General features: G+C 56.7%; 18 protein-coding genes and 1 tRNA gene. 8 read left to right on the top strand and 11 right to left on the bottom strand.

All coding sequences use genetic code 11. The features are described from left to right. Positions 1-7: 7 nt before the first annotated feature. Positions 8-1,579 carry a diguanylate cyclase gene (locus tag ACQR3R_RS02300; RefSeq protein WP_428270320.1) on the top strand — a complete coding sequence of 524 codons (1,572 nt, stop codon included), beginning with the start codon at positions 8-10 and terminating at the stop codon, positions 1,577-1,579. Between the two features lie 64 nt (positions 1,580-1,643). Here ACQR3R_RS02300 and ACQR3R_RS02305 read toward each other — a convergent pair whose 3' ends face one another. Both ACQR3R_RS02305 and ACQR3R_RS02310 read right to left on the bottom strand, forming a co-directional pair. Next, on the bottom strand, positions 1,644-1,979 hold the full coding sequence (locus ACQR3R_RS02305) for a hypothetical protein (RefSeq protein ID WP_428270321.1): 336 nt from the start codon (positions 1,977-1,979) through the stop codon (positions 1,644-1,646). Positions 1,980-2,081: 102 nt separating this feature from the next. Then, on the bottom strand, positions 2,082-2,702 hold the full coding sequence (locus ACQR3R_RS02310) for a GNAT family N-acetyltransferase (protein ID WP_428270322.1): 621 nt from the start codon (positions 2,700-2,702) through the stop codon (positions 2,082-2,084). A 96-nt stretch (positions 2,703-2,798) separates the two neighbouring features. Here ACQR3R_RS02310 and ACQR3R_RS02315 point away from each other — a divergent pair, with 96 nt between their 5' ends. From ACQR3R_RS02315 to ACQR3R_RS02325, 3 genes are all read left to right on the top strand, one after another. Beyond that, complete coding sequence (locus tag ACQR3R_RS02315) at positions 2,799-3,593, top strand: exodeoxyribonuclease III (protein WP_428270324.1); 795 nt, start codon at positions 2,799-2,801, stop codon at positions 3,591-3,593. 111 nt (positions 3,594-3,704) lie between these two features. After that, positions 3,705-4,532, top strand: a complete 828-nt coding sequence (locus tag ACQR3R_RS02320; RefSeq protein WP_428270326.1) for an arylamine N-acetyltransferase — start codon at positions 3,705-3,707, stop codon at positions 4,530-4,532. A 238-nt stretch (positions 4,533-4,770) separates the two neighbouring features. Further along, positions 4,771-6,288: a solute carrier family 23 protein gene (locus tag ACQR3R_RS02325; RefSeq protein ID WP_428270327.1), complete on the top strand. Its 1,518-nt coding sequence runs from the start codon at positions 4,771-4,773 to the stop codon at positions 6,286-6,288. A gap of 67 nt (positions 6,289-6,355) precedes the next feature. Here ACQR3R_RS02325 and ACQR3R_RS02330 read toward each other — a convergent pair whose 3' ends face one another. Genes ACQR3R_RS02330 through ACQR3R_RS02345 form a run of 4 tightly spaced genes read right to left on the bottom strand, consistent with a single transcriptional unit; the run spans position 6,356 to position 10,344 of the window. Continuing rightward, entirely contained in the window at positions 6,356-6,796 is a 441-nt protein-coding gene (locus tag ACQR3R_RS02330) for a spore coat protein U domain-containing protein (RefSeq protein ID WP_428270328.1), read from the bottom strand. Positions 6,797-6,817: 21 nt separating this feature from the next. After that, entirely contained in the window at positions 6,818-9,127 is a 2,310-nt protein-coding gene (locus ACQR3R_RS02335; RefSeq protein WP_428270329.1) for a fimbria/pilus outer membrane usher protein, read from the bottom strand. Further along, positions 9,106-9,825 (bottom strand): fimbria/pilus periplasmic chaperone, encoded by a 720-nt coding sequence (locus tag ACQR3R_RS02340; protein WP_428270330.1) that lies wholly within the window; start codon positions 9,823-9,825, stop codon positions 9,106-9,108. Before ACQR3R_RS02340 ends, ACQR3R_RS02335 begins: the two co-directional genes overlap by 22 nt. A 15-nt stretch (positions 9,826-9,840) precedes the next feature. Further along, positions 9,841-10,344 (bottom strand): spore coat protein U domain-containing protein, encoded by a 504-nt coding sequence (locus ACQR3R_RS02345; protein ID WP_428270332.1) that lies wholly within the window; start codon positions 10,342-10,344, stop codon positions 9,841-9,843. A gap of 401 nt (positions 10,345-10,745) precedes the next feature. Between ACQR3R_RS02345 and ACQR3R_RS02350 the strand changes: the two genes are divergently transcribed. Beyond that, the gene (locus ACQR3R_RS02350) at positions 10,746-11,753 is read left to right on the top strand and encodes a helix-turn-helix domain-containing protein (protein WP_428270334.1); all 1,008 of its coding nucleotides are present in this window, start codon (positions 10,746-10,748) and stop codon (positions 11,751-11,753) included. Between the two features lie 99 nt (positions 11,754-11,852). Here ACQR3R_RS02350 and ACQR3R_RS02355 read toward each other — a convergent pair. Then, positions 11,853-11,928 (bottom strand) — tRNA-Asn (locus ACQR3R_RS02355). A 227-nt stretch (positions 11,929-12,155) separates the two neighbouring features. Here ACQR3R_RS02355 and ACQR3R_RS02360 point away from each other — a divergent pair. Further along, positions 12,156-12,386 (top strand): hypothetical protein, encoded by a 231-nt coding sequence (locus ACQR3R_RS02360; protein WP_428270335.1) that lies wholly within the window; start codon positions 12,156-12,158, stop codon positions 12,384-12,386. Here the strand turns inward: ACQR3R_RS02360 and ACQR3R_RS02365 are convergent. Further along, positions 12,383-12,583: a hypothetical protein gene (locus ACQR3R_RS02365; protein ID WP_428270336.1), complete on the bottom strand. Its 201-nt coding sequence runs from the start codon at positions 12,581-12,583 to the stop codon at positions 12,383-12,385. The genes ACQR3R_RS02360 and ACQR3R_RS02365 overlap by 4 nt on opposite strands. 121 nt (positions 12,584-12,704) lie before the next feature. Continuing rightward, positions 12,705-13,901, bottom strand: a complete 1,197-nt coding sequence (locus ACQR3R_RS02370) for an aromatic amino acid transaminase (protein WP_428270337.1) — start codon at positions 13,899-13,901, stop codon at positions 12,705-12,707. Between the two features lie 339 nt (positions 13,902-14,240). Here ACQR3R_RS02370 and uvrB point away from each other — a divergent pair, with 339 nt between their 5' ends. After that, positions 14,241-16,256 (top strand): excinuclease ABC subunit UvrB, encoded by a 2,016-nt coding sequence (uvrB, locus tag ACQR3R_RS02375; RefSeq protein WP_428270339.1) that lies wholly within the window; start codon positions 14,241-14,243, stop codon positions 16,254-16,256. A gap of 132 nt (positions 16,257-16,388) precedes the next feature. Here the strand turns inward: uvrB and ACQR3R_RS02380 are convergent, their stop codons facing one another. Together ACQR3R_RS02380 and ACQR3R_RS02385 are read right to left on the bottom strand one after the other, a co-directional pair. Next, on the bottom strand, positions 16,389-17,939 hold the full coding sequence (locus tag ACQR3R_RS02380) for a DHA2 family efflux MFS transporter permease subunit (protein ID WP_428270340.1): 1,551 nt from the start codon (positions 17,937-17,939) through the stop codon (positions 16,389-16,391). Then, the gene (locus ACQR3R_RS02385) at positions 17,929-18,978 is read right to left on the bottom strand and encodes an HlyD family secretion protein (protein WP_428270342.1); all 1,050 of its coding nucleotides are present in this window, start codon (positions 18,976-18,978) and stop codon (positions 17,929-17,931) included. Before ACQR3R_RS02385 ends, ACQR3R_RS02380 begins: the two co-directional genes overlap by 11 nt. Before the next feature lie 220 nt (positions 18,979-19,198). Between ACQR3R_RS02385 and gltX the strand changes: the two genes are divergently transcribed. Then, a complete protein-coding gene (gene gltX / locus ACQR3R_RS02390) occupies positions 19,199-20,680 on the top strand; it encodes a glutamate--tRNA ligase (RefSeq protein WP_428270343.1) in 1,482 nt (493 codons plus the stop codon). Positions 20,681-20,772: the final 92 nt, after the last annotated feature.

Below are 20,772 nucleotides of genomic sequence, written 5' to 3' on the forward strand. Positions count from 1 at the left end.
TGAGCTTTTGCCAACCCCTCTTTATGACCCGCATCACGCCCCCGGTGGCACGCTGAAACGGTTGCCGCTGCTGAAAGCGGCGGTGCTGTTTATTGCGACTGTGTGTTTGTGCCTGTGTGGGTTGCTGTATTTGCAGTTGGAGCAGTCTCGCCACCACGATCTGGAGGAGGCGAAAGTTGCCTCCACGAACCTGACCCGGGCGATGGCGCAGCAGGCTGAAGATACGTTCATGAAGGCCGATCTGGTGCTGACCAGTCTGGCCGATTGGCTGCAGGCCGAAGGCTACGGCGCGGCTCAACAGCCGCTATTGCAGAAAACCTTCGCCCGGCGCGTGCATGCGCTGAAGCAGTTGCACGGCATCTTCCTGTTCGACAAAAAAGGGCAGTGGGTGGTGACCTCGTTCGACGACCTGCCTCGTGGTGCGGGTGTGGCGGACCGCGAATACTTCAAGTTTCACCAGCAGAACGTGACGTCGGTGGCGCACATCGGGCCTGCAATCCGCAGCCGCGAGAACGGTGAGTGGATCATTCCGATCTCAAGGCGAGTCAACGACAAAAGCGGCAACTTCCAAGGCGTCTTGATGGCCGGGATCAAAATGTCGTACTTCGATCAATTCTTCAAAAGCTTTGATATCGACGATAACGGCGCGATGTTCCTTGGGCTAACCGACGGCACACTGCTGGCGCGAAGACCCTTCGTGGCGTCGCAGATCGGAACGTCGCTGGCTCAAACCGAAATCTTCCAGAAGCTTTTGCCGAAAGCGCTTTCCGGCAGCGCAATGTTCAAATCGCCATTCGACGGCACTGTGCGTTTGTATGCTTACAGTCAACTGGATGCCTACCCGCTGGTGGTTTCGTCGGCCTCCTCGCGCGATGCAGTTCTACGGGGTTGGTACGACAGGGCGTTTCAGTCCAGTGTCGTTGTGGCGCTGGTTATCCTCGGTGTCGGTTTATTTGGCTGGGTGTTCATTCATCAAGTGCGCGACACCGAGCGCATCGAAGCCGATCTGCGCAAGGCTCAGGAAGCGCTGGAACTGATCGCTACACACGACAGCCTCACTGGCCTGGCCAATCGCCGGTTGTTCGAGCGCGCGATGGACGTGGAGTTTGGACGCGGTGCCAGGCTGAACAATTCATTGAGCCTGATCATGCTCGATATTGATTTTTTCAAACGCTACAACGACACCTATGGCCACGTTGCCGGTGACCATTGCCTGGCTGAAGTGGCGCGTGCGGTGAAAAGTTGCTGTCATCGCAAAGCGGACCTTGCGGTGCGTTACGGCGGTGAAGAGTTCGCCGTACTGTTGCCCGATACCGATATCCAGGGCGCGCTGGTCATTGCCGAGCAGATCCGCCGAAGCGTCATCGACAAGAACATCAGCCACTCCGGCTCACCCACCGGGCACGTCACGGTAAGTCTTGGCTGCTATGCGTTTGTGCCCACCGGGCGCGACAGCGTCGAAGTATTCATTCAGCGCGCCGACGCCGCGTTGTACCAAGCCAAGCATTCCGGGCGCAATCGCTCGGCCGTGCTCTCGATGGAGGGTGGCATCGAAGCGACGCTGCGTTCGGATCGCTAAGACGCCGGCGCGTAGGTGCTTAAGTTATCCGTGATGTGAAAAATCACGGGTAACTTTTTCGCGTTCAGCTGCCTGTTCCGCCACCCGCACCGCCCGTGCCTCCACCGGCCCCACCTGTGCCGCCGCCAGCACCAGAACCGCTGTTTCCACCATTGCCGCCTGTAGAACCACTGGACGAGCCAGTTCCAGAGCCGGAGCTGGAGCCACTGCTGCCGTTGCCGGAAGCGTTGCCACCCGATGGCGCACCAGGCGTGTTGTTGGGTGACATTGCCGAACCGCTGGTGGCTCCGGATTTGGTACCCGTTGCATCAGACCCGTCGCCCGAGGCTGCGAAGGTGGCAACAGAGGCTGCCGACAAGATGCCTGCCAGCAGCAGGGAAGTGATTTTCTTAACGATCATGGTACGTCTCCAAAAGTGAGTCGCTACCTGATGTTGGTGTTAAACGCGGTGTGTTTTGTGCCGACCGGATGACGAATGGTTATGCACGGGCAAAGGTGAGCGTCAGCGGACGGTGTACTGCGCAAGTTTTTGCTCAAGTTTCTGTCGAACATCGGGCCATTCATCATCAATGATGCTGAAACGCACCGAGTTGCGCTTGCGTCCGTCCGGCATGATCCGTTCGTGGCGAACGATGCCTTCCTGCTGTGCGCCGAGCCGCAGGATGGCGTTGCGTGACTTTTGATTGTTTTCGTCGGTGGTGAATTGCACCCGCACACAGTCCAGCATTTCGAAGGCATGGCGCAGCATCAGGTATTTGGCTTCGGTGTTGACGAAAGTTTTTTGCCAGCGGGCAGAGATCCAGCTGCTGCCGATTTCCAGTTTGCGATTGAGACGATCGATTTTCCAGAAGCGCGTCGAACCGATGATCTCGCCGGTATCATTCAGCACGATGACAAAGGGCATGACCGTTCCCGCATCGCGGCCATCAAGCGCCTTCTTCAAATAGCTGTCGACGGTGGTCGAGGAGGGCACCACGGTGACGGTCAGGTTCCATAGCTCGCCATCGGCCGCAGCCTTCACCAGTTCGTCGGCATCGGCATGGTGCAGTGGGCGCAGGCTGATTCCGATACCTTGCAGGGTGGTTTGCATACGTTGCTGTTCTCGGCAATTCAGGGCGGGCATCAGGGGCTTATTACGCCGCACTTGCGGTAGCGGACGCAACCACCTAAACGTGCAGTTGTCACACGCTAGACACCCCGTTATCAGGACTGTTGGCCCATGAAGAATTTGCGAATTGCCACCTTCAACGTCAATGGTATGCGTGCCCGCTTGCCCAATGTGCTGGCCTGGCTGGAGCGGGAGAAACCGGACATCGTGTGCTTGCAGGAGCTGAAATCGGTGGACAGCGCATTCCCGGCAGCGGAGTTTGAAGCCGCGGGATATGGCGCGATCTGGCAGGGGCAATCTTCCTGGAACGGGGTGGCGATTCTGGCGCGAGACGCACAACCGCTGGAGAGTCGGCGAGGTTTGCCGGGCGATGACAGCGATGTCCAAAGTCGGTACTTGGAGGCTGCCGTCCACGGCCTATTGGTGGGCTGCTTGTATTTGCCTAACGGAAATCCGCAGCCCGGGCCAAAGTTCGATTACAAACTGGCGTGGTTCGAGCGGCTGATCACCTATGCCAGCGATTTGCAGCACAGTGAGCATCCCGTGGTGCTGGCGGGCGATTACAACGTAGTGCCCACTGACCTGGATATCTACAATCCGCGCTCCTGGCTCAAGGACGCGTTACTGCAACCGCAAAGCCGCGAGTGTTATCAGCGTCTTCTTGATCAGGGCTGGACCGATTCCTTGCGTCACGTGTATCCCGAAGATCGCCTTTACACGTTTTGGGATTATTTCCGTCAGCACTGGCAGAAAAACTCGGGGTTGCGTATCGATCATCTCCTGCTTAACCAAGCGTTGAGTCCTTATCTATACGAAGCGGGAGTCGATGCCTGGGTGCGCAATGAACCGCACGCCAGTGACCATGCGCCCACCTGGATTCGGCTAGGGTCGCGCAAGCGCCGTTGAGATTCCCTCTGGTTGCGATTGGTTAATTCAATTGTCAGTCAAACAGCGTTATCCCTTATACCTGTGGGCATCGGTGGATCACACCGCCGCCTCACGCATAAGGACTGAGCAATGAGCGAGCCACGCCTGACTAATCTTGCGGCCTACCTGCAACGCCTTGGTTTCGATGCCCCTCCCGCGCCAACCCTGCACACACTGCGTCAGCTCCAGCTACGCCACACTGGCGCGTTCCCGTTCGAAAATCTCAACACACTGTCGGGTGATCCCGTCCTGATCGATCTGCCTTCCATCGAGCACAAACTTCTGCGTGAGCATCGCGGCGGGTATTGCTACGAACTCAACTGCTTGTTTCTGGCGTTGCTGCAAGCTCTGGGTTTCGAGGCGCGCGGCATCAGCGGGCGGGTGGTGATGGGGCAACCTGAAGGTGCATGGACATCCCGCACCCATCGCTTGAGCCTGGTGTTGCTTGAGGGTGTGCGCTATGTCACCGACGTCGGCTTCGGCGGCATGGTTCCCACTGCGCCGCTGCTGCTGGACAGCGAAGAAGAACAAGTAACGCCCCACGAGCCGTATCGCATTGAGCGCAATGAAGAGGGCTACCTGTTACGCGCCAACGTTGCGGGAGAGTGGCGGGCGATGTACCTGTTCGACCTGCAGCGGCAGGAGGACATCGATTTCACCCTTGGCAACTGGTACGTCTCAACGCACCCCGAATCACCCTTTGCCAAACAACTGATGGTGGCACGTACCGGAGACGGGTGGCGGCGTACGTTGAACAACGGCAGCTTCGCTATCCACCGGCTCGGTAGCAAAAGCGAGCGGCGTCAGGTGAGTGACGTTGATGAGTTAATTGATTTACTGCACAGCGAATTCGGGATTCGAGCGCCAGCCAACGCGAAACTCAGGCCAGTGCTTGAGCGGTTGATTGAGCTTGCATGACTCAAGGCTGCATCGCACGGTGCAGTCCGTCGTCTGAATAAGGAAGCCTGGCGGGGCAGGTGAAAGCACTCGAGTGGATGTATTTGCAAATATTTTTGAGGGGGGAAACGCCGCTGGCGAGGGATGAAATGGACATGTGTCCATAATCTGACTGGTGAGTTGTATACAACTCTATAGACATTTGTCCTGAGTCTTGCATACAGTGTGCGCATAACAAAAACCAGGGAACCCCCTAACCATGAAAACGCCCCATGTTTCACACCAACGGCCTGAGGATGAAAATCTCGGGGTCGGCGCGAATATGGCTTACGGCCTGCAACATGTTCTAACCATGTACGGCGGCATCGTTGCGGTGCCTTTGATCATCGGCCAAGCGGCCGGGCTCTCGCCGGCGGACATCGGTTTGTTGATTGCTGCTTCATTGTTTGCGGGGGGCTTGGCAACATTACTGCAAACCCTCGGCTTACCGTTTTTCGGTTGTCAGTTGCCGCTGGTACAGGGTGTGTCGTTCTCGGGTGTCGCGACCATGGTCGCGATTGTCAGCAGCGGCGGGGAGGGCGGTTTTCAGTCGATTCTCGGCGCGGTGATTGCGGCGTCGTTGATCGGGCTACTGATCACGCCGGTGTTTTCACGCATTACCAAGTTCTTTCCGCCGCTGGTCACCGGCATTGTCATCACCACCATCGGTTTGACGCTGATGCCGGTGGCGGCGCGCTGGGCGATGGGCGGCAACAGCCATTCGCCTGACTTCGGCAGCATGGCCAACATCGGTTTGGCAGCGTTGACGCTGGTGTTGGTGTTGCTGTTGAGCAAGATCGGCAGCGCAACCATCTCGCGCTTATCGATTTTGCTGGCAATGGTGATCGGCACGGTGATCGCAGTATTCCTCGGCATGGCGGACTTCTCGTCGGTCGCTGAAGGCCCGATGTTTGGTTTTCCCGCACCGTTTCACTTTGGCATGCCGACGTTCCACTTCGCCGCTATCTTGTCGATGTGCATCGTGGTGATGGTGACGCTGGTGGAAACCTCGGCCGATATTCTCGCCGTCGGTGAAATCATTGGTACCAAAGTTGACTCCAAGCGCTTGGGTAATGGCCTGCGAGCCGACATGCTGTCGAGCATGATTGCGCCGATCTTTGGCTCATTTACCCAAAGTGCTTTCGCGCAGAACGTCGGACTGGTGGCGGTAACCGGCATCAAGAGCCGATTTGTAGTGGCCACCGGCGGTGTGTTCCTGGTGATCCTCGGCCTGCTGCCATTCATGGGGCGAGTTATTGCCGCTGTGCCAACGTCGGTACTCGGCGGTGCGGGCATTGTGTTGTTCGGCACTGTGGCAGCCAGCGGCATTCGTACGCTGTCCAAGGTGGATTACCGCAACAACGTCAATCTGATCATCGTGGCCACCTCTATCGGTTTCGGCATGATCCCTATTGCCGCGCCGAACTTCTATGATCACTTCCCGAGCTGGTTCGCCACCATTTTCCATTCGGGCATCAGTTCTTCGGCGATCATGGCTATCGTGCTGAACCTGACCTTCAACCACCTCACTGCCGGTAACTCCGATCAGCAATCGGTGTTTGCGGCTGGTGCGGAGCGGGTTCTGCGTTATCAAGACCTGGCAGCGTTGCGCGAAGGGGATTACTTCAGCGAAGGCAAGTTGCACGACTGCGACGGCAAGGAAATTCCGGTGGTGGAAGTGGACCACGGGCATGGAGAGTCGCGGCCAGCGCATACTAAAAGCAGTGAGCATGTCTGAGTAAACAGACACTCTGCAGGCTCGCGACAATAAAGCCCCTGACTCTTTCGATTCAGGGGCTTTTACATTAATAGATCAGCTGTACTTGTCCGATATCCGAGTAAGTCCCAGGCAGGCCATCACGACCAGGCTGTACTTTCGCGTACACGGTATAAGTGCGCGTCACACTACTGCCCGCAGCCAATGCATAGCTGTCAGTAATAGGGTAGGAAATGCTCCAAGGCATGGAGTCAGTGCTTGAAACGAATAGTTGATACGCGACTCGCGCCGAGCCGTTACTCAACGCTCGGCTGGCGCCCGGCTCAGCGCCTACATAAGCCAGGCTGTAACTGATCGTGGTAGCAACATCCGTCCTGCATATGACACTGAGCGTTGCGGTGCTGACTCCGGTTTTTCCAGCCAATCCTTTTACCGCGCCAAAATTGAGCGGCGTGGCGGAGACACTGCAATTAGATGCCTGAACGTGTGCGCTACTTAGGGCCAGCATCAACAGTAAGTGACGAATCATATGGGGTCCGTTATAGGATGCTTAAAGGCAAGTGAGTGGCCCGATACTCGGAATACTGCCGGGTTGCGCCGTGTAGTCGAAGCTGGCATGGCAAAGATCACGGTCTTTTGCTTTCGCGGTAATAGTGTTATTCGCCGACAGCGTTTGCATGAAACACTCCCCGTCGTAACCGACGTTGGTATGTTCGCCGCTGATTGTTAGCGTCACCTCTGTTCCTGGCGGTAGAGGCTGACCAGCGCCGTCCAGTATTCGAATGATCGCACTACGGCTTTGTGTGATGGGGAAGCGTGCCATCACGCCACTGCGATCGCTCGGTACTACATTCAGGCGATCAAAGCTGAGGTTGATATCCAGCGGAATATCACCTGCAGCAATCGATAGTTGATTGGTTTCATAGGCGCGTAGTCCTTCAATAAACAGAATCCCTTGGTTATTGGTACGGCCCACCGGACGGTTTTCCTGGAGAACCTCGACACCAGCGATGCCTGCGGTATCCACAACTGCGAAGCTGTCATCAATTGAATTGGAAACAAATACGTGACCGTCCAGCGTACTGATCGCACCGCTGGCGCCTACTCGCCAAGCCGTGTTCCCCGCACTTTGTTCAGCTTCTGCAGAAACAAATCCAAAAGGCGATTTGTAGCTCAGCCCCAAGTCTTCACTGCTTAGCTCACCGCGTTGCTGCTGATAGCGCCAGCCGATGTCGCCGCGATTGACCGCGTTATGCACGATCTGAACGGTCTGGGCGCTATTACCGCCACTGTTGCTGTTGGCGAGACTGACGCTGGCGTCTTGGCCAATCGGAATAGAAAGCCCAAAAAACATTCCATTCCCGGTGGTGCCGGTAAAATCATGAAAAGCAGTGACAGATCCGTATACCCCGCCGGGAAGGGCTCTGGAGAAGACCAGCGATAACGAAGACGTTTGCGTATTAGTTGACGTCAGATTGTACTCGTCGAAGAGGTTGATGCGTTTCTTGGCGAATACCAGTCCCAGTGACCCTATGCCGGGCAGCGAGCCGCCGATGCTGCCACGCAGGGTGGTGCCCGGTTGTTGGTCGCCATTTGCCGAGGCGATGTCGTTAAAACGACTGCCTGCCTTGAGCATGCTGATGCTCGCGTTAAACAAGGGTGTTACGTGTGAAAACCCGACCCCGTACTGCTTGCCATTAGTGCCGTTCATGCGGCTGGCAGCCAATGAGCCGCTCAACACCCCGATATTCCCAACAAGCACATTTGCGCCAACACCGCCCATGCCCAAGACATCGCTGCCCTCAACGTGAGACTCCAATGTGAGCAGGTCGGTAATCCCTCTGCGGTAGCTTGCAGATACTGCGCCTGGGCCATAGTCATCCGATTGCGTCGAATAATGGCGGCGTACGTTGCCCGCCTCCAGGCTCACAGAGTCGAGGTCTTCACGCAGCATCAGGTTGCTTGTATAGAACGGTAATGTCTGAAAAGTCTCGCGGCCGCTGGCATCTCTGACCACCAGGGAGATGTCTCCGCCACCGTTCGACACCGGCACCTGAGTCACCTGAAACGGCCCGGGTGAAACCTGCCCTGACAACTGCCGCATGCCATTGACATACACATCCACCGTCGACGGCACCGCGACCGACGAGCTGATGCCGGGTTGAGGGTAGGTCACCAGGTCTGGGCGCAGTCCGAAGCGAGTGTTCGCCTGTACGCCAAACAGGCGTACCGAACGGGTCCAGCTCAAACTGCCGGTGACCAAATCGCCAACACTCCACTGTCGGGCGGTGGTCACGTCTGCGTTACTCCATGTGCTGTCCAGCCTGACGATATGAGTATCTTGCAAATTACTACTTTGCAGCGCACTGGACTCCAATACCCCTTGGCCTCCGAATAAACGCAATGTCGCCAGGTTGTTGGTGCTGGTGGCGCCTGCGCTGCGGGTAAGTTGACTGTCATAGTTAACGACGGCGCCCGTGTCTATTTGCAGTGCGATGGACGACTTTTTCACAGGCGGGGTAAACAGGTTTTGTGCAATCAAGGCATTGTCAGACACTTGTATATGGATAACTTGAGCGCCAGAGTCGATGGTGTAGTGGCAGTTCTCCAGATCATCCAGAGATTGCAGGGTATCGCCATCGACCTTGGCCTTTATGCCCAAGTCCGCCAATTCATTTGAAGCCATGCTCAACTTGCCGTCTTGCTCCTCGAACAATTGGATCATATGTTTGTCTTGGCCATTTACGATGACACCCAACAACAAAGACTGAGCCTGAGCGGTTATTACTAACCCCATCAAACCCAGTCCTATAACCCGTCGTAAAATCTTGACCGGAGTCACGGTATAAGTGTTAACCACGTATCGTGAGTTTCAATATGATCGCCCGTCGTCAGCAGTAACTTCATTCCGTTGCGCAGACTATGGGCAGGGTCTGAAACCACCCACTGTCCCTCACTGCCAGCTAGCAGATAGGGCAATGTATTACTGTGTATCTTGAAACTCTCACCTTGACTGTCTATCAGTTTGAGATTTGTAAGTCTTAGATGGTGCGCGCCCTGGTTAGTCGTTGTAAGAAGTAGCTGGTCACCTCTTCTTTGAAGCATCCATTCCAAGGGCGGTTGCGTACCACTCGGTGCTTTGACGAACACCGGTACAATGAGGCTGAATGTGAGCTGGATATCTTTGGCGTCAGTAGCGGGTAATTGATCAAATACAATACGAAAGGCTTTTTCTTGCGCGGTGGTGTTGCTCGCAACTTGCATTCTTATCGTTTGGCTCTGACCGGGTGCTATGGTTGCAAAAGGGGGGCTCACCATCAGATCCGTCGTGAGGGTGAGCTCGTCCCGCGCATTATTCTGCACCCACTTGTACGGCCGGATTTGCACCTCGGTAGCCTTGTCGGAACGGTTTGTCAGCGTAAAGCTCGCCACTCGCTGGTTGCTGTCGAGCGTCTCACTGATGGGGGCAATATCCAGCGCTTGAGCGTGAGCCTGTGAGGCGAGCGAAAAGATCGCAGTGAGTACGCATGCCTTGAAAAGGCGAGCAGCAACAATCATGGTTGTCGTGCCCGATCAGTAGTTGATGGTAGCGACTACAACGTCGTTATAGGTACCGGTCAGAGAGGTCAGTTGACCCGCAGGGACTTTACCGTGCACTGTCACTGTCTGCGCGCCGCCGCTTCCGGTTTGATTGGCAAGAGCATCTGCGCCGATCCCCCAGACAGTACTGCCCGTGTCTTGATATAAACCGTAGCTGAGTAACGAAGTAGAGTTCGTAGAGTTAACCATTTGACGGGTGCTGGTCGATGCACCAGTCGCATTGCCGGCACTGAGTCCGATAGTATAAGGCGCCCCATTGGTACAGGTTATCGACAAGGCAGCGGAGGAGCTGATTGCTAAACCGGAATAGTTCCCAAATACCATGTCGGCTGCTGTTAGCGAGCAGGTTGCTACCACTTGGGCACTGACGTTCATATTAGTGGTTGTTGAGGCAGCTGCTAGTGCCTGTCCGGAGAGGGCAACTGCAACGCTGGCGATTGCCAAATTACGGAACTGCTTGAACTTGTTGACCGACATTTGAAACTCCTGACTGTGCGTTAATAGTAATGACTCGCAGGCGGGTGTCCGCTTTCCATTTGAACCTTACTTCATAAGTTCCAACAGATTTTGCCGAAATCTGCGCATGGCCGGCCAAAATCGGTGCGCAAACGGACAGTAGATCAATTAGGTAACACAGGCCTCGACATAGGTATAAGCTGCAAATTGCAAATTTGGCGTCGTTATATTGACGGTGAATTTCACCGGTCTATCGGCTTTCTGCCCAGCCGGCGTAGACAGCGATTTAGTTTGGGGTTTTTTATGAGCGTCGACACATTTATGTATATGTACCGGGCCAAGAACTTTCCTGTTTCCCAACTAGCGCTAAGCGGCGTAGGTCTCCTATGAATTTTGCGATGGAGATTAAACAGACGATAAACGTGGTTGTTCTTGCATATCCGGGTTGTTTTATCGGCGACGTGATTAAACTGCTGGAAGCGTTGCAAGCGTTGCACGATCTGCACTGCGCGGGGGGCTCAGGACAAAATCCGCTGGTCACGCACATTTACTCGCTGGACGGTAAAGACCTCAGTTCACCGTCCATGCCGCTGTTTACGATCAAGACCCAATCGATCAGCGACCCTCTGCCGCAGCCTCTCGATACGTTGATCATTGCGCATGGGACAGAAGAGTCGGTGCGCCATCTGTATCGACCCGTACTGGAATGGCTGCAGCGCACTCAACCCAACGCTCGTCGCGTCGTAGCGCTGGGGGCTGGCGTTTTTTGGTTGGCCGCTGCGGGCATGTTGCGCTCGCGCACGGTGACGACCCACAGTTCATTGATCGATCGGCTTCGGCTATACCACTCTGAACTGGATGTGCGCAGTTCAAGTAGCTTGCAGATTGATGGGCCGTTTTACACCGCCAATGAACGAATCAGCTCCAGCGACCTGGCCAAATTGTTGTTGCGCGATCAGCGAAGTAACGCTGTGCAGCGGCGGTTGTTGCCCGCCGAGCAAAGTGTGTCGTTGGCCCGCGGGGCGACCTTCCAGTTATGCAGTTGGTGGCTTGAGAAGATGGATGCAGACTTGAACATGCAAACCTCGGCGCGGCAGATGAACATCAGCGAGCGCCATTTACGTCGCCAGGTGAAGGAGGAAACCGGATTTACTCCGTCGATGCTGTTGATGCTGCTACGCCTTGAAATGGCGCGCCAGGCGTTACTCGACAGTGATTTGCCTGTCGATAAAGTGGCTCGCCGGGGCGGTTTGCGAGACGGGCAACAGCTTGCACGACTATTTCGCAAATACCTGGGCCAGTCCCCACTGCAATATCGCCATGGCGGCCTGCCGGGTAGCAAACTGCATGAGGATTACCACCGGCTATTTGGTATTGAGCAGCCGCTCGGTTGGTTACAGCGGATGGTGCATGAGGCTCGAGCAAGTTGATGGGCTGGCGAATCGAGAGGGCAAGACGCAAAAAACCCGCCATAAGGCGGGTTTTTTTAGGGTTTCAGAGATTCTGGAAAACTTCTCTGAAACCTTGTATGGCTCCACGACCTGGACTCGAACCAGGGACCCAGTGATTAACAGTCACTTGCTCTACCAACTGAGCTATCGCGGAATGGTGTGTATGTTACTGATTCAAAAAGAGAAGTCAAGCATCAGTTGGTGGTTTGGGTGTTTTGTGAAGACCGGCGGTGGTTTATCGGCCATTGGCGGTTACCAGAATCGTCTCAGCGGTCTACCATGGCCGCCCGGAAGTGGTTACACGCGCTGCCGGCCATTCGCCGAAAAGGTATGCGCCATGAATCAACTGACACGTTCATCTCACACCAACGGGGTGTTCGCATGAGCATTGCCCAAATCAGTTTGCCCAAAGGCGTCGGTCCGCACGCCGAGAAGCTGTTCGACGCGATCACCCAGGCCAGCACTGCTGACGAGCTGAACCGCGCAGGTGGCAAGGCTGAAGGTTTTGTCTTGGGCCTGGAAAGCGCCAAGGCGATCAAGAGCCAGGTCGCCGAATCGCTTTACGTCGCTTTTGACGATGCCGCCAGCCAGCGTGCGACTGAACTGCCTTAGCCGCCGAACGTGACAGTGCCAAGCATCAATTTGGCATACAGCATCGTCGCGCCCAGTTGCACCAGCCACAGCGCCAGACCGCCGAGAAACACGCCGGCTGCCACTTGCAATACCAGGTTGTTGCCGCGTTTGGTGGTTGTGCGTGGCACGAAATGGTCCAGCTCATCGCGGTCAGCGCGTAGGTCATCGTTCTTCATATAGGCGTCCACATTTGATTTGTGTGGAGTTTAGAGGGCGCAGCTGTTGCTTTGAGAATTATCTGAGACAAATAAAAAACGGGAAGCTGATTGGCTTCCCGTTTTCGTATCCAGCAACGACTCAGATCACCGCAACGATGGCCTTGGTCACAGCGTCAATGTTGCTTTGGTTCAGCGCGGCGACGCAGATGCGGCCGGTGTCCAGTGCGTAGATGCCGAACTCGGTGCGCAGACGGGTCACTTGCTCAACCGTCAGGCCAGAGTAGGAGAACATGCCGCGCTGACGGCCAACGAAGCTGAAATCACGCTGGGGAGCGTTTTTGGCCAGCAGGTCAACCATCTGAGTGCGCATGCCGCGAATGCGCAAGCGCATCTCGGCCAGTTCTTCTTCCCACTTGGCGCGCAGTTCCGGGCTGTTCAGCACGGCAGCGACAATGGTCGCACCATGAGTCGGCGGGTTGGAGTAGTTGGTGCGGATCACGCGTTTGACTTGCGACAGTACGCGGGCGCTTTCTTCTTTCGATTCGCTGACGATCGACAACGCGCCAACGCGCTCGCCGTACAGCGAGAACGATTTGGAGAACGAGCTGGAGACGAAGAAGGTCAGGCCCGACTCGGCAAACAGACGTACAGCTGCGGCGTCTTCATCGATGCCATCGCCAAAACCCTGGTAGGCCATGTCGAGGAACGGCACGTGGCCCTTGGCTTTTACCACTTCCAGGACATTTTTCCAGTCGCCCGGGCTCAGGTCTACGCCGGTCGGGTTGTGGCAGCAGGCGTGCAGCACGACGATCGAACCGGACGGCAGGGCATTGAGGTCTTCCAGCAAACCGGTACGGTTAACGTCGTGGGTCGCGGCGTCGTAGTAGCGGTAGTTCTGCACCGGGAAACCGGCGGTTTCGAACAGCGCGCGGTGGTTTTCCCAGCTCGGGTCGCTGATTGCTACAATGGCGTTCGGCAGCAGTTGCTTGAGGAAGTCGGCACCGATTTTCAGTGCGCCAGTACCACCGACCGCTTGGGTGGTGGTGACGCGGCCGGCAGCGATCAGTGGCGAGTCAGCGCCAAACAGCAGTTTTTGCACGGCCTGGTCGTAGGCGGCAATGCCATCGATCGGCAAGTAGCCACGGGAAGCGTGTTGAGCGACGCGAATCGTCTCGGCTTCGACAACGGCGCGCAGGAGTGGAATTCGCCCCTCCTCGTTGCAATACACACCGACCCCCAGGTTGACCTTGTTGGTACGGGTATCGGCGTTGAATGCTTCGTTGAGGCCCAGGATTGGATCGCGTGGTGCCATTTCGACAGCGGAGAACAGGCTCATTTTTGCGGCGGCTCTGAATGGAGTGTGGAGGGACGTGTCGCGCTCCAGCCGAATGCACTAGAGCGGTGCACAAACGGGGAGCTAGTATAGAGGCCATCACCGATTGATGGCGACAGACGATTCGGATTTTAAGGTAAGTTTTTCGGATTATTTTTCGACCGTTAGTCGAAAGGCATCGTCAAAGACTTTAATGGATGTAGGACGTTTGCCTTGAAAGCGAAGGCAATCGACTCCACATTGAGCACAATCCAGTTTTTTCCTCGAGCGACGTCTGTCGTTTGCGGTCTTTCTCGTTCCTGTCCGGTTTTGATCGGGCAGGGGTGAAATCAGAGGTCCTTCATGTCTGAATTCCAGCTTGTCACCCGCTTCGAGCCCGCCGGCGACCAGCCGGAAGCCATTCGCCTGATGGTCGAAGGCATCGAGGCCGGGCTGGCACACCAGACGCTGCTTGGTGTTACCGGTTCGGGGAAGACCTTCAGTATTGCCAACGTCATTGCGCAGGTGCAGCGCCCAACCCTGGTGCTGGCGCCGAACAAGACATTGGCTGCTCAGTTGTACGGCGAATTCAAGGCGTTCTTTCCGAACAATGCCGTTGAGTACTTTGTTTCCTATTACGACTACTACCAGCCTGAAGCGTATGTGCCGTCGTCGGACACTTTTATCGAGAAAGATGCCTCGATCAACGACCACATCGAACAGATGCGTCTGTCTGCAACCAAAGCGCTGCTGGAGCGTAAAGACGCGATCATCGTCACCACCGTGTCGTGTATTTACGGCTTGGGCAGCCCGGAAACCTATTTGAAAATGGTGCTGCACGTGGATCGTGGCGACAAGCTCGATCAGCGTGCGTTGTTGCGTCGCCTGGCTGACCTGCAATACACCCGCAACGACATGGATTTTGCTCGTGCAACGTTCCGGGTGCGCGGTGATGTGATCGACATTTATCCGGCGGAATCGGACCTTGAGGCCATTCGTATCGAGCTGTTCGACGATGAAGTGGAGAGTTTGTCCGCGTTCGACCCATTGACCGGCGAAGTCATTCGCAAGCTGCCGCGCTTCACGTTCTACCCTAAAAGCCACTACGTGACGCCTCGCGAAACACTGCTTGGCGCTATCGAAGGGATCAAGGCCGAACTGCAGGAGCGTCTGGAATACCTGCGCTCCAACAACAAACTGGTAGAGGCCCAGCGCCTTGAGCAGCGCACCCGTTTTGACCTGGAGATGATTCTGGAGCTGGGTTATTGCAACGGCATCGAAAACTATTCCCGCTACCTGTCCGGCCGCGAATCCGGGCAAGCGCCGCCCACCTTGTTTGACTATTTGCCGGCCGACGCCTTGTTGGTCATCGACGAATCTCACGTCAGCGTGCCGCAAGTCGGCGCGATGTATAAAGGTGACCGCTCGCGTAAAGAAACACTGGTGGAGTACGGTTTCCGCTTGCCTTCGGCGCTGGATAACCGGCCAATGCGTTTCGACGAATTCGAGGGCATCAGCCCACAAACGATTTTTGTCTCGGCGACGCCGGGCAATTACGAGGCTGAACACGCGGGCCGAGTGGTTGAGCAATTAGTGCGCCCGACTGGCCTGGTCGACCCGCAAATCGAGATCCGTCCGGCGCTGACTCAGGTCGACGATTTGCTCTCGGAAATTGGCAAGCGCGTTGCGTTGGAGGAGCGGGTGCTGGTCACCACGCTGACCAAGCGCATGTCTGAAGACTTGACCGATTACCTGGCCGATCACGGTGTGCGGGTGCGTTATTTGCACTCGGACATCGACACCGTGGAGCGGGTCGAGATCATTCGTGATTTGCGCTTGGGCGCGTTTGATGTGCTGGTGGGGATCAACTTGCTGCGTGAAGGCCTGGACATGCCGGAAGTGTCGCTGGTGGCCATTCTCGATGCGGACAAGGAAGGCTTCCTGCGTTCCGAGCGCTCGCTGATCCAGACCATCGGCCGTGCGGCGCGTAACCTCAACGGCCGGGCCATTCTCTATGCCGACCGGATTACCGGCTCAATGGAGCGTGCCATCGGCGAAACCGAGCGTCGTCGCGACAAGCAAATCGCCTATAACCTGGAACATGGCATCACGCCCAAGGGTGTGTTCAAGGATGTGGCCGACATCATGGAAGGCGCTACGGTGCCGGGCTCGCGCAGCAAGAAGCGCAAAGGCATGGCCAAGGCCGCCGAGGAAAACGCCAAGTACGAAGCCGAGTTGCGCTCGCCAGGCGAAATCGCCAAACGTATCAAAGCGCTGGAAGAGAAAATGTACCAGCTCGCCCGCGACCTGGAGTTCGAAGCGGCGGCGCAGATGCGTGATGAGATCGGCAAGTTGCGCGAACGGTTGATCGCTGTCTGATATCTGCGGTGCCAGGCATGACCTCATCGCGAGCAGGCTCGCTCCCACAGGGATTTGAGGGTGTCCACATGATTTGTGTCCATCCTAACCCCCTGTGGGAGCGAGCCTGCTCGCGATAGGGGCAACTCGGTCTCAATGAGCTTCCCCAGCCTTGATCCCCGCCGGCAACGCTTTGGTCAGCAGCACCGCGACCATGCTGATGCCCAGCGCTATCCCGACAAAATGAAACGCATCGTTGTAGGCCATGATCGAGGCCTGCTGGTGCGCAATCTCGCTGAGCTTGCCGAGTGCCGCTGTCTCACTGCCAAACCGATCGGTCATCGATGCCATGCGCTCGGCCACTTGGGGGTTGGTTGGCACAATTGCCTCGCGCAAATAATCGAAGTAAGTCTTGGTTCGAGCGTCCAGCAACGTGGCGAGGAGGGCGATGCCAATCGCACCACCGAGGTTGCGCAAGATGTTGAACAGACTTGAAGCCGACCCCGCATCCTGCGGCAAGATGTACGCGGTGGCGATCAGCGAGATGGTGACCATGATCAGCGGCTGGCCCAGCGCGCGGATAATCTGGATCTGATTGAACTGTGGTCCGGCAAAGTCCGGGTTGAGCACGCCCGAAGAAAAACTCGCCAGCCCGAACAGCCCGAAGCCCAGCGTACACAGCCATTTCGGCGAAATGTATTTCATCAGTTTGGGCACCAGCGGAATCAAAAACAGCTGTGGCACGCCCATCCACATGATCACTTCGCCGATCTGCAGCGAGTTGTAGTTCTGGATCTGCGCCAGGTACAGCGGCAACAGATAAATCGAGCCGTACAACCCGACACCCATGCCCAGGCTGGAAATACTCGATAAACCGAAATTGCGATTGCGCAGGATGCCGAGATTGATCAGCGGGTTGGGTTTGGATGTCTGCACAATCACGAAAGTGATCAGGCTGATCAGTGCGATGCTACCCAGGGTCACGATCAGGTTCGATTCCAGCCAGTCCTTGCGATGACCTTCCTCCAGGAACACCTGCAAGCAACCGAGCCCCACACCCAGCGTAAGAATGCCCGTGTAGTCGGTGCTTTTGAGCAATTCCCAGTGCGCTTCTTTCTTCTCGAGGCCGTACATCAAACCGGCAATCATGATCAGGCCCGGTGGGATGTTGATGTAGAAAATGTATTCCCAGCCCCAGTTTTCCGTCAGCCATCCGCCCAGCGTCGGGCCGATGGAGGGCGCGAACGTGGCTGTCATTGCAAACATCGCCATGCCTTTGGCGCGATGGTGGTCCGGCAGCTTGATCAGCGTGAGGGTGAACGCCAGCGGGATCAGTGCGCCACCCGTAAACCCTTGCAGGGCGCGGAAAACGATCATGCTTTCCAGGCTCCAGGCCATGGAACACAGCAAGGATGCGGCAAGGAAGCCCAGCGAGACCCACACCGCCAAACGGCGCGCGGAGAGCAACTGCACCAGCCACGCAGTCAGCGGAATCATGATGATTTCCGCGACCAGGTACGACGTAGAAATCCACGAGCCTTCTTCCAGCGTCGCTGACAGTGCGCCCTGAATATCCTTCAGCGAAGAGTTGGTGATCTGAATGTCGAGCACGGCCATGAAGGCGCCGAGCATCACGCTCGTCACTGCGATCCAGTCCCGTCGGCTCGGCTCGCCGACAGGCCGGATCAGTTGATCACCGGCCATTGTCAGGGGCGTCTTTGATGTTCACTTTTGCGGTAACCGACATGCCCGGGCGGATCTTGCCCTGCAGTGGATTGTCAGCGGCAAAGGTCAGTTTTACCGGGATCCGTTGCACGACTTTGGTGAAGTTGCCGGTGGCATTGTCCGGTGGCAGCAGGCTGAACTGCGCACCCGAGGCGGCGAACAGGCTGTCGACCCGCGCTTCAATCGGCGTATCGCTGTAAGCGTCAAACGTCAGTTCGGCTTTCTGGCCGGGCTGCATATGGCCGATCTGGGTTTCCTTGAAATTGGCCTGAATCCAGATGTCCTGGTCCGGCACGATCGACAGCAAATAAGCGCCGGCCTGCACGTATTGGCCATTGCGCGCGGCACGCTGGCCGATGAGGCCGCTGATGGGGGCGTGGATTTCGCTGCGGGTCAGGTTCAGTTGCGCTTGTGCCAGGTCGGTTTTGGCGTTGGCGATCATCGCGTCGAGGCGTTTGATCTCGGCGCTCAGGGAGTTGACTTGTTGGCGCTGACCTTGCGCGTCGGCTTGGGCCTTGGTCACTTGCGAGCGAGCAATATGGTTGTCGGCGGAAAGGGTGGTCACGCGCTCTTCGGACACATAGCCCGGTTTGCGCAGGGTCTCTGCGCGCGACAAATCAATCTGCGAACGGCTGAGGCTGGCCTGGCTGGACGCGACTTGGGCGTCACTCGCCGCGATCAAGCTGCTTTGTTGAATCAGTTTGCTCTGTGCCTGCAGGCGTTCAGCTTCGCGAGTGGCCAGCGCTGCGCTGGCGCGGTCGACGGCGAGGTGAAAGTCATCACCTTCGAGCTTGATCAGCAACTGGCCTTTTTCGACGTGCTGATTGTCCTGCACCAAGACTTGGTCGATGCGCGCACCCAACTGGCTGGACACACGGGTAATCTCGCCCTGGACATAGGCGTTGTCGGTGCTTTCATAAAACCGCCCCTTGAAGAACCACTCGGCAAAAAAGCCCCCGGCAATCAGCAGGACGATCAACAGGAAAATAAACAGGCGACGCTTGAGTTGGGCAGGCATGGGGCAGACTGTAGTCGAGAAATTGTAAGGAAAGTTATCAGCTTGCGAATCTGGCATACAGCCGATAAACGGTAAATGCCACCGACTGATAATTAGCCATTCGCCACCGCTAACGGGCGTTGTAGACGCAACCTTGGCTTAAATGCCCTGTTGACTGGAGCGGGGCGGCTGTCGCCTGTTACCATTCGCCCTTTGTTTTATCTTCATTTCGAGACTTGCCATGACCACCGTCCGCACTCGCATCGCGCCATCGCCTACCGGGGATCCCCACGTAGGTACCGCTTACATCGCTTTGTTCAACTACTGCTTTGCCAAGCAGCATGGCGGTGAGTTCATCCTGCGGATTGAAGACACCGACCAGTTGCGTTCGACCCGCGAGTCCGAACAGCAGATTTTCGACGCCCTGCGCTGGCTGGGCATCGACTGGAGCGAAGGCCCGGACGTGGGTGGCCCACACGGTCCTTACCGTCAAAGCGAGCGTGGCGAGATTTACCAGAAGTACTGCCAGCAGTTGGTCGAAATGGGCCACGCCTTTCCGTGCTTCTGCACCAGCGAGGAGTTGGACCAGATGCGCGCCGAGCAAATGGCTCGCGGCGAAACCCCACGTTACGACGGCCGCGCACTGCTGTTGTCCAAGGAAGAAGTTGCCCGCCGCCTGGCCGCAGGCGAACCGCACGTGATTCGCATGAAGGTGCCGAGCGAAGGTGTTTGCGTGGTGCCGGACATGTTGCGTGGCGACGTCGAAATCCCGTGGGATCGCATGGACATGCAAGTCCTGATGAAAACTGACGGCCTGCCGACGTACTTCCTGGCCAACGTGGTCGATGACCACTTGATGGGCATCACCCACGTTCTGCGCGGTGAAGAGTGGCTGCCATCGGCACCGAAACTGATCCTGCTTTACGAGTATTTCGGCTGGGAACAACCGCAGTTGTGCTACATGCCGCTGCTGCGTAACCCGGACAAGAGCAAACTGTCCAAGCGCAAGAACCCGACCTCGGTAACGTTCTACGAGCGCATGGGGTTCATGCCCGAAGCGATGCTCAACTATCTGGGCCGCATGGGCTGGTCGATGCCCGACGAGCGCGAAAAATTCTCGCTGCAGGAAATGGTCGACCACTTCGACCTGAGCCGCGTCTCCCTTGGCGGGCCGATCTTCGACATCGAAAAGCTGTCCTGGTTGAACGGTCAATGGCTGCGTGATCTGCCGGTGGAAGAGTTCGCCAGTCGTTTGCAGACCTGGGCGTTGAATCCTGAATACATGATGAAGATTGCACCCCACGTCCAGGGCCGTGTCGAAACTTTCAGCCAGGTTGCTCCGCTGGCCGGGTTCTTTTTTGCCGGTGACGTGAACCCGGACGCAAAATTGTTCGAATCCAAGAAGCTCTCGGGCGACCAGGTTCGGCAGTTGATGCAGTTGATTCTCTGGAAGCTGGAAAGCTTGCGTCAGTGGGAAAAGGACAGCATCACCGCGACGATTCAAGCAGTGGTCGAATCGCTGGAATTGAAGCTGCGCGACGCCATGCCGCTGATGTTCGCCGCCATTACTGGCCAGGCCAGTTCCGTGTCGGTGCTCGACGCAATGGAAATCCTCGGCCCGGACCTGACTCGCTTCCGGCTGCGCCAGGCCATCGACCTGCTGGGCGGTGTGTCGAAGAAGGAAAACAAGGAATGGGAGAAACTGCTGGGCAACATCGCCTGATTCCGCTGCTGCAGGAGCGGGCGTGGCCTCGGATTTACGGGGTTGGACGGTAAGTGATTGTTATGTCGGCAAAAAACTTTGGAATTTGTTAA

Origin of the sequence: Gordonia sp. IEGM753, assembly GCF_050321825.1 — a bacterium.
Taxonomy (GTDB): Bacteria; Pseudomonadota; Gammaproteobacteria; order Pseudomonadales; family Pseudomonadaceae; genus Aquipseudomonas.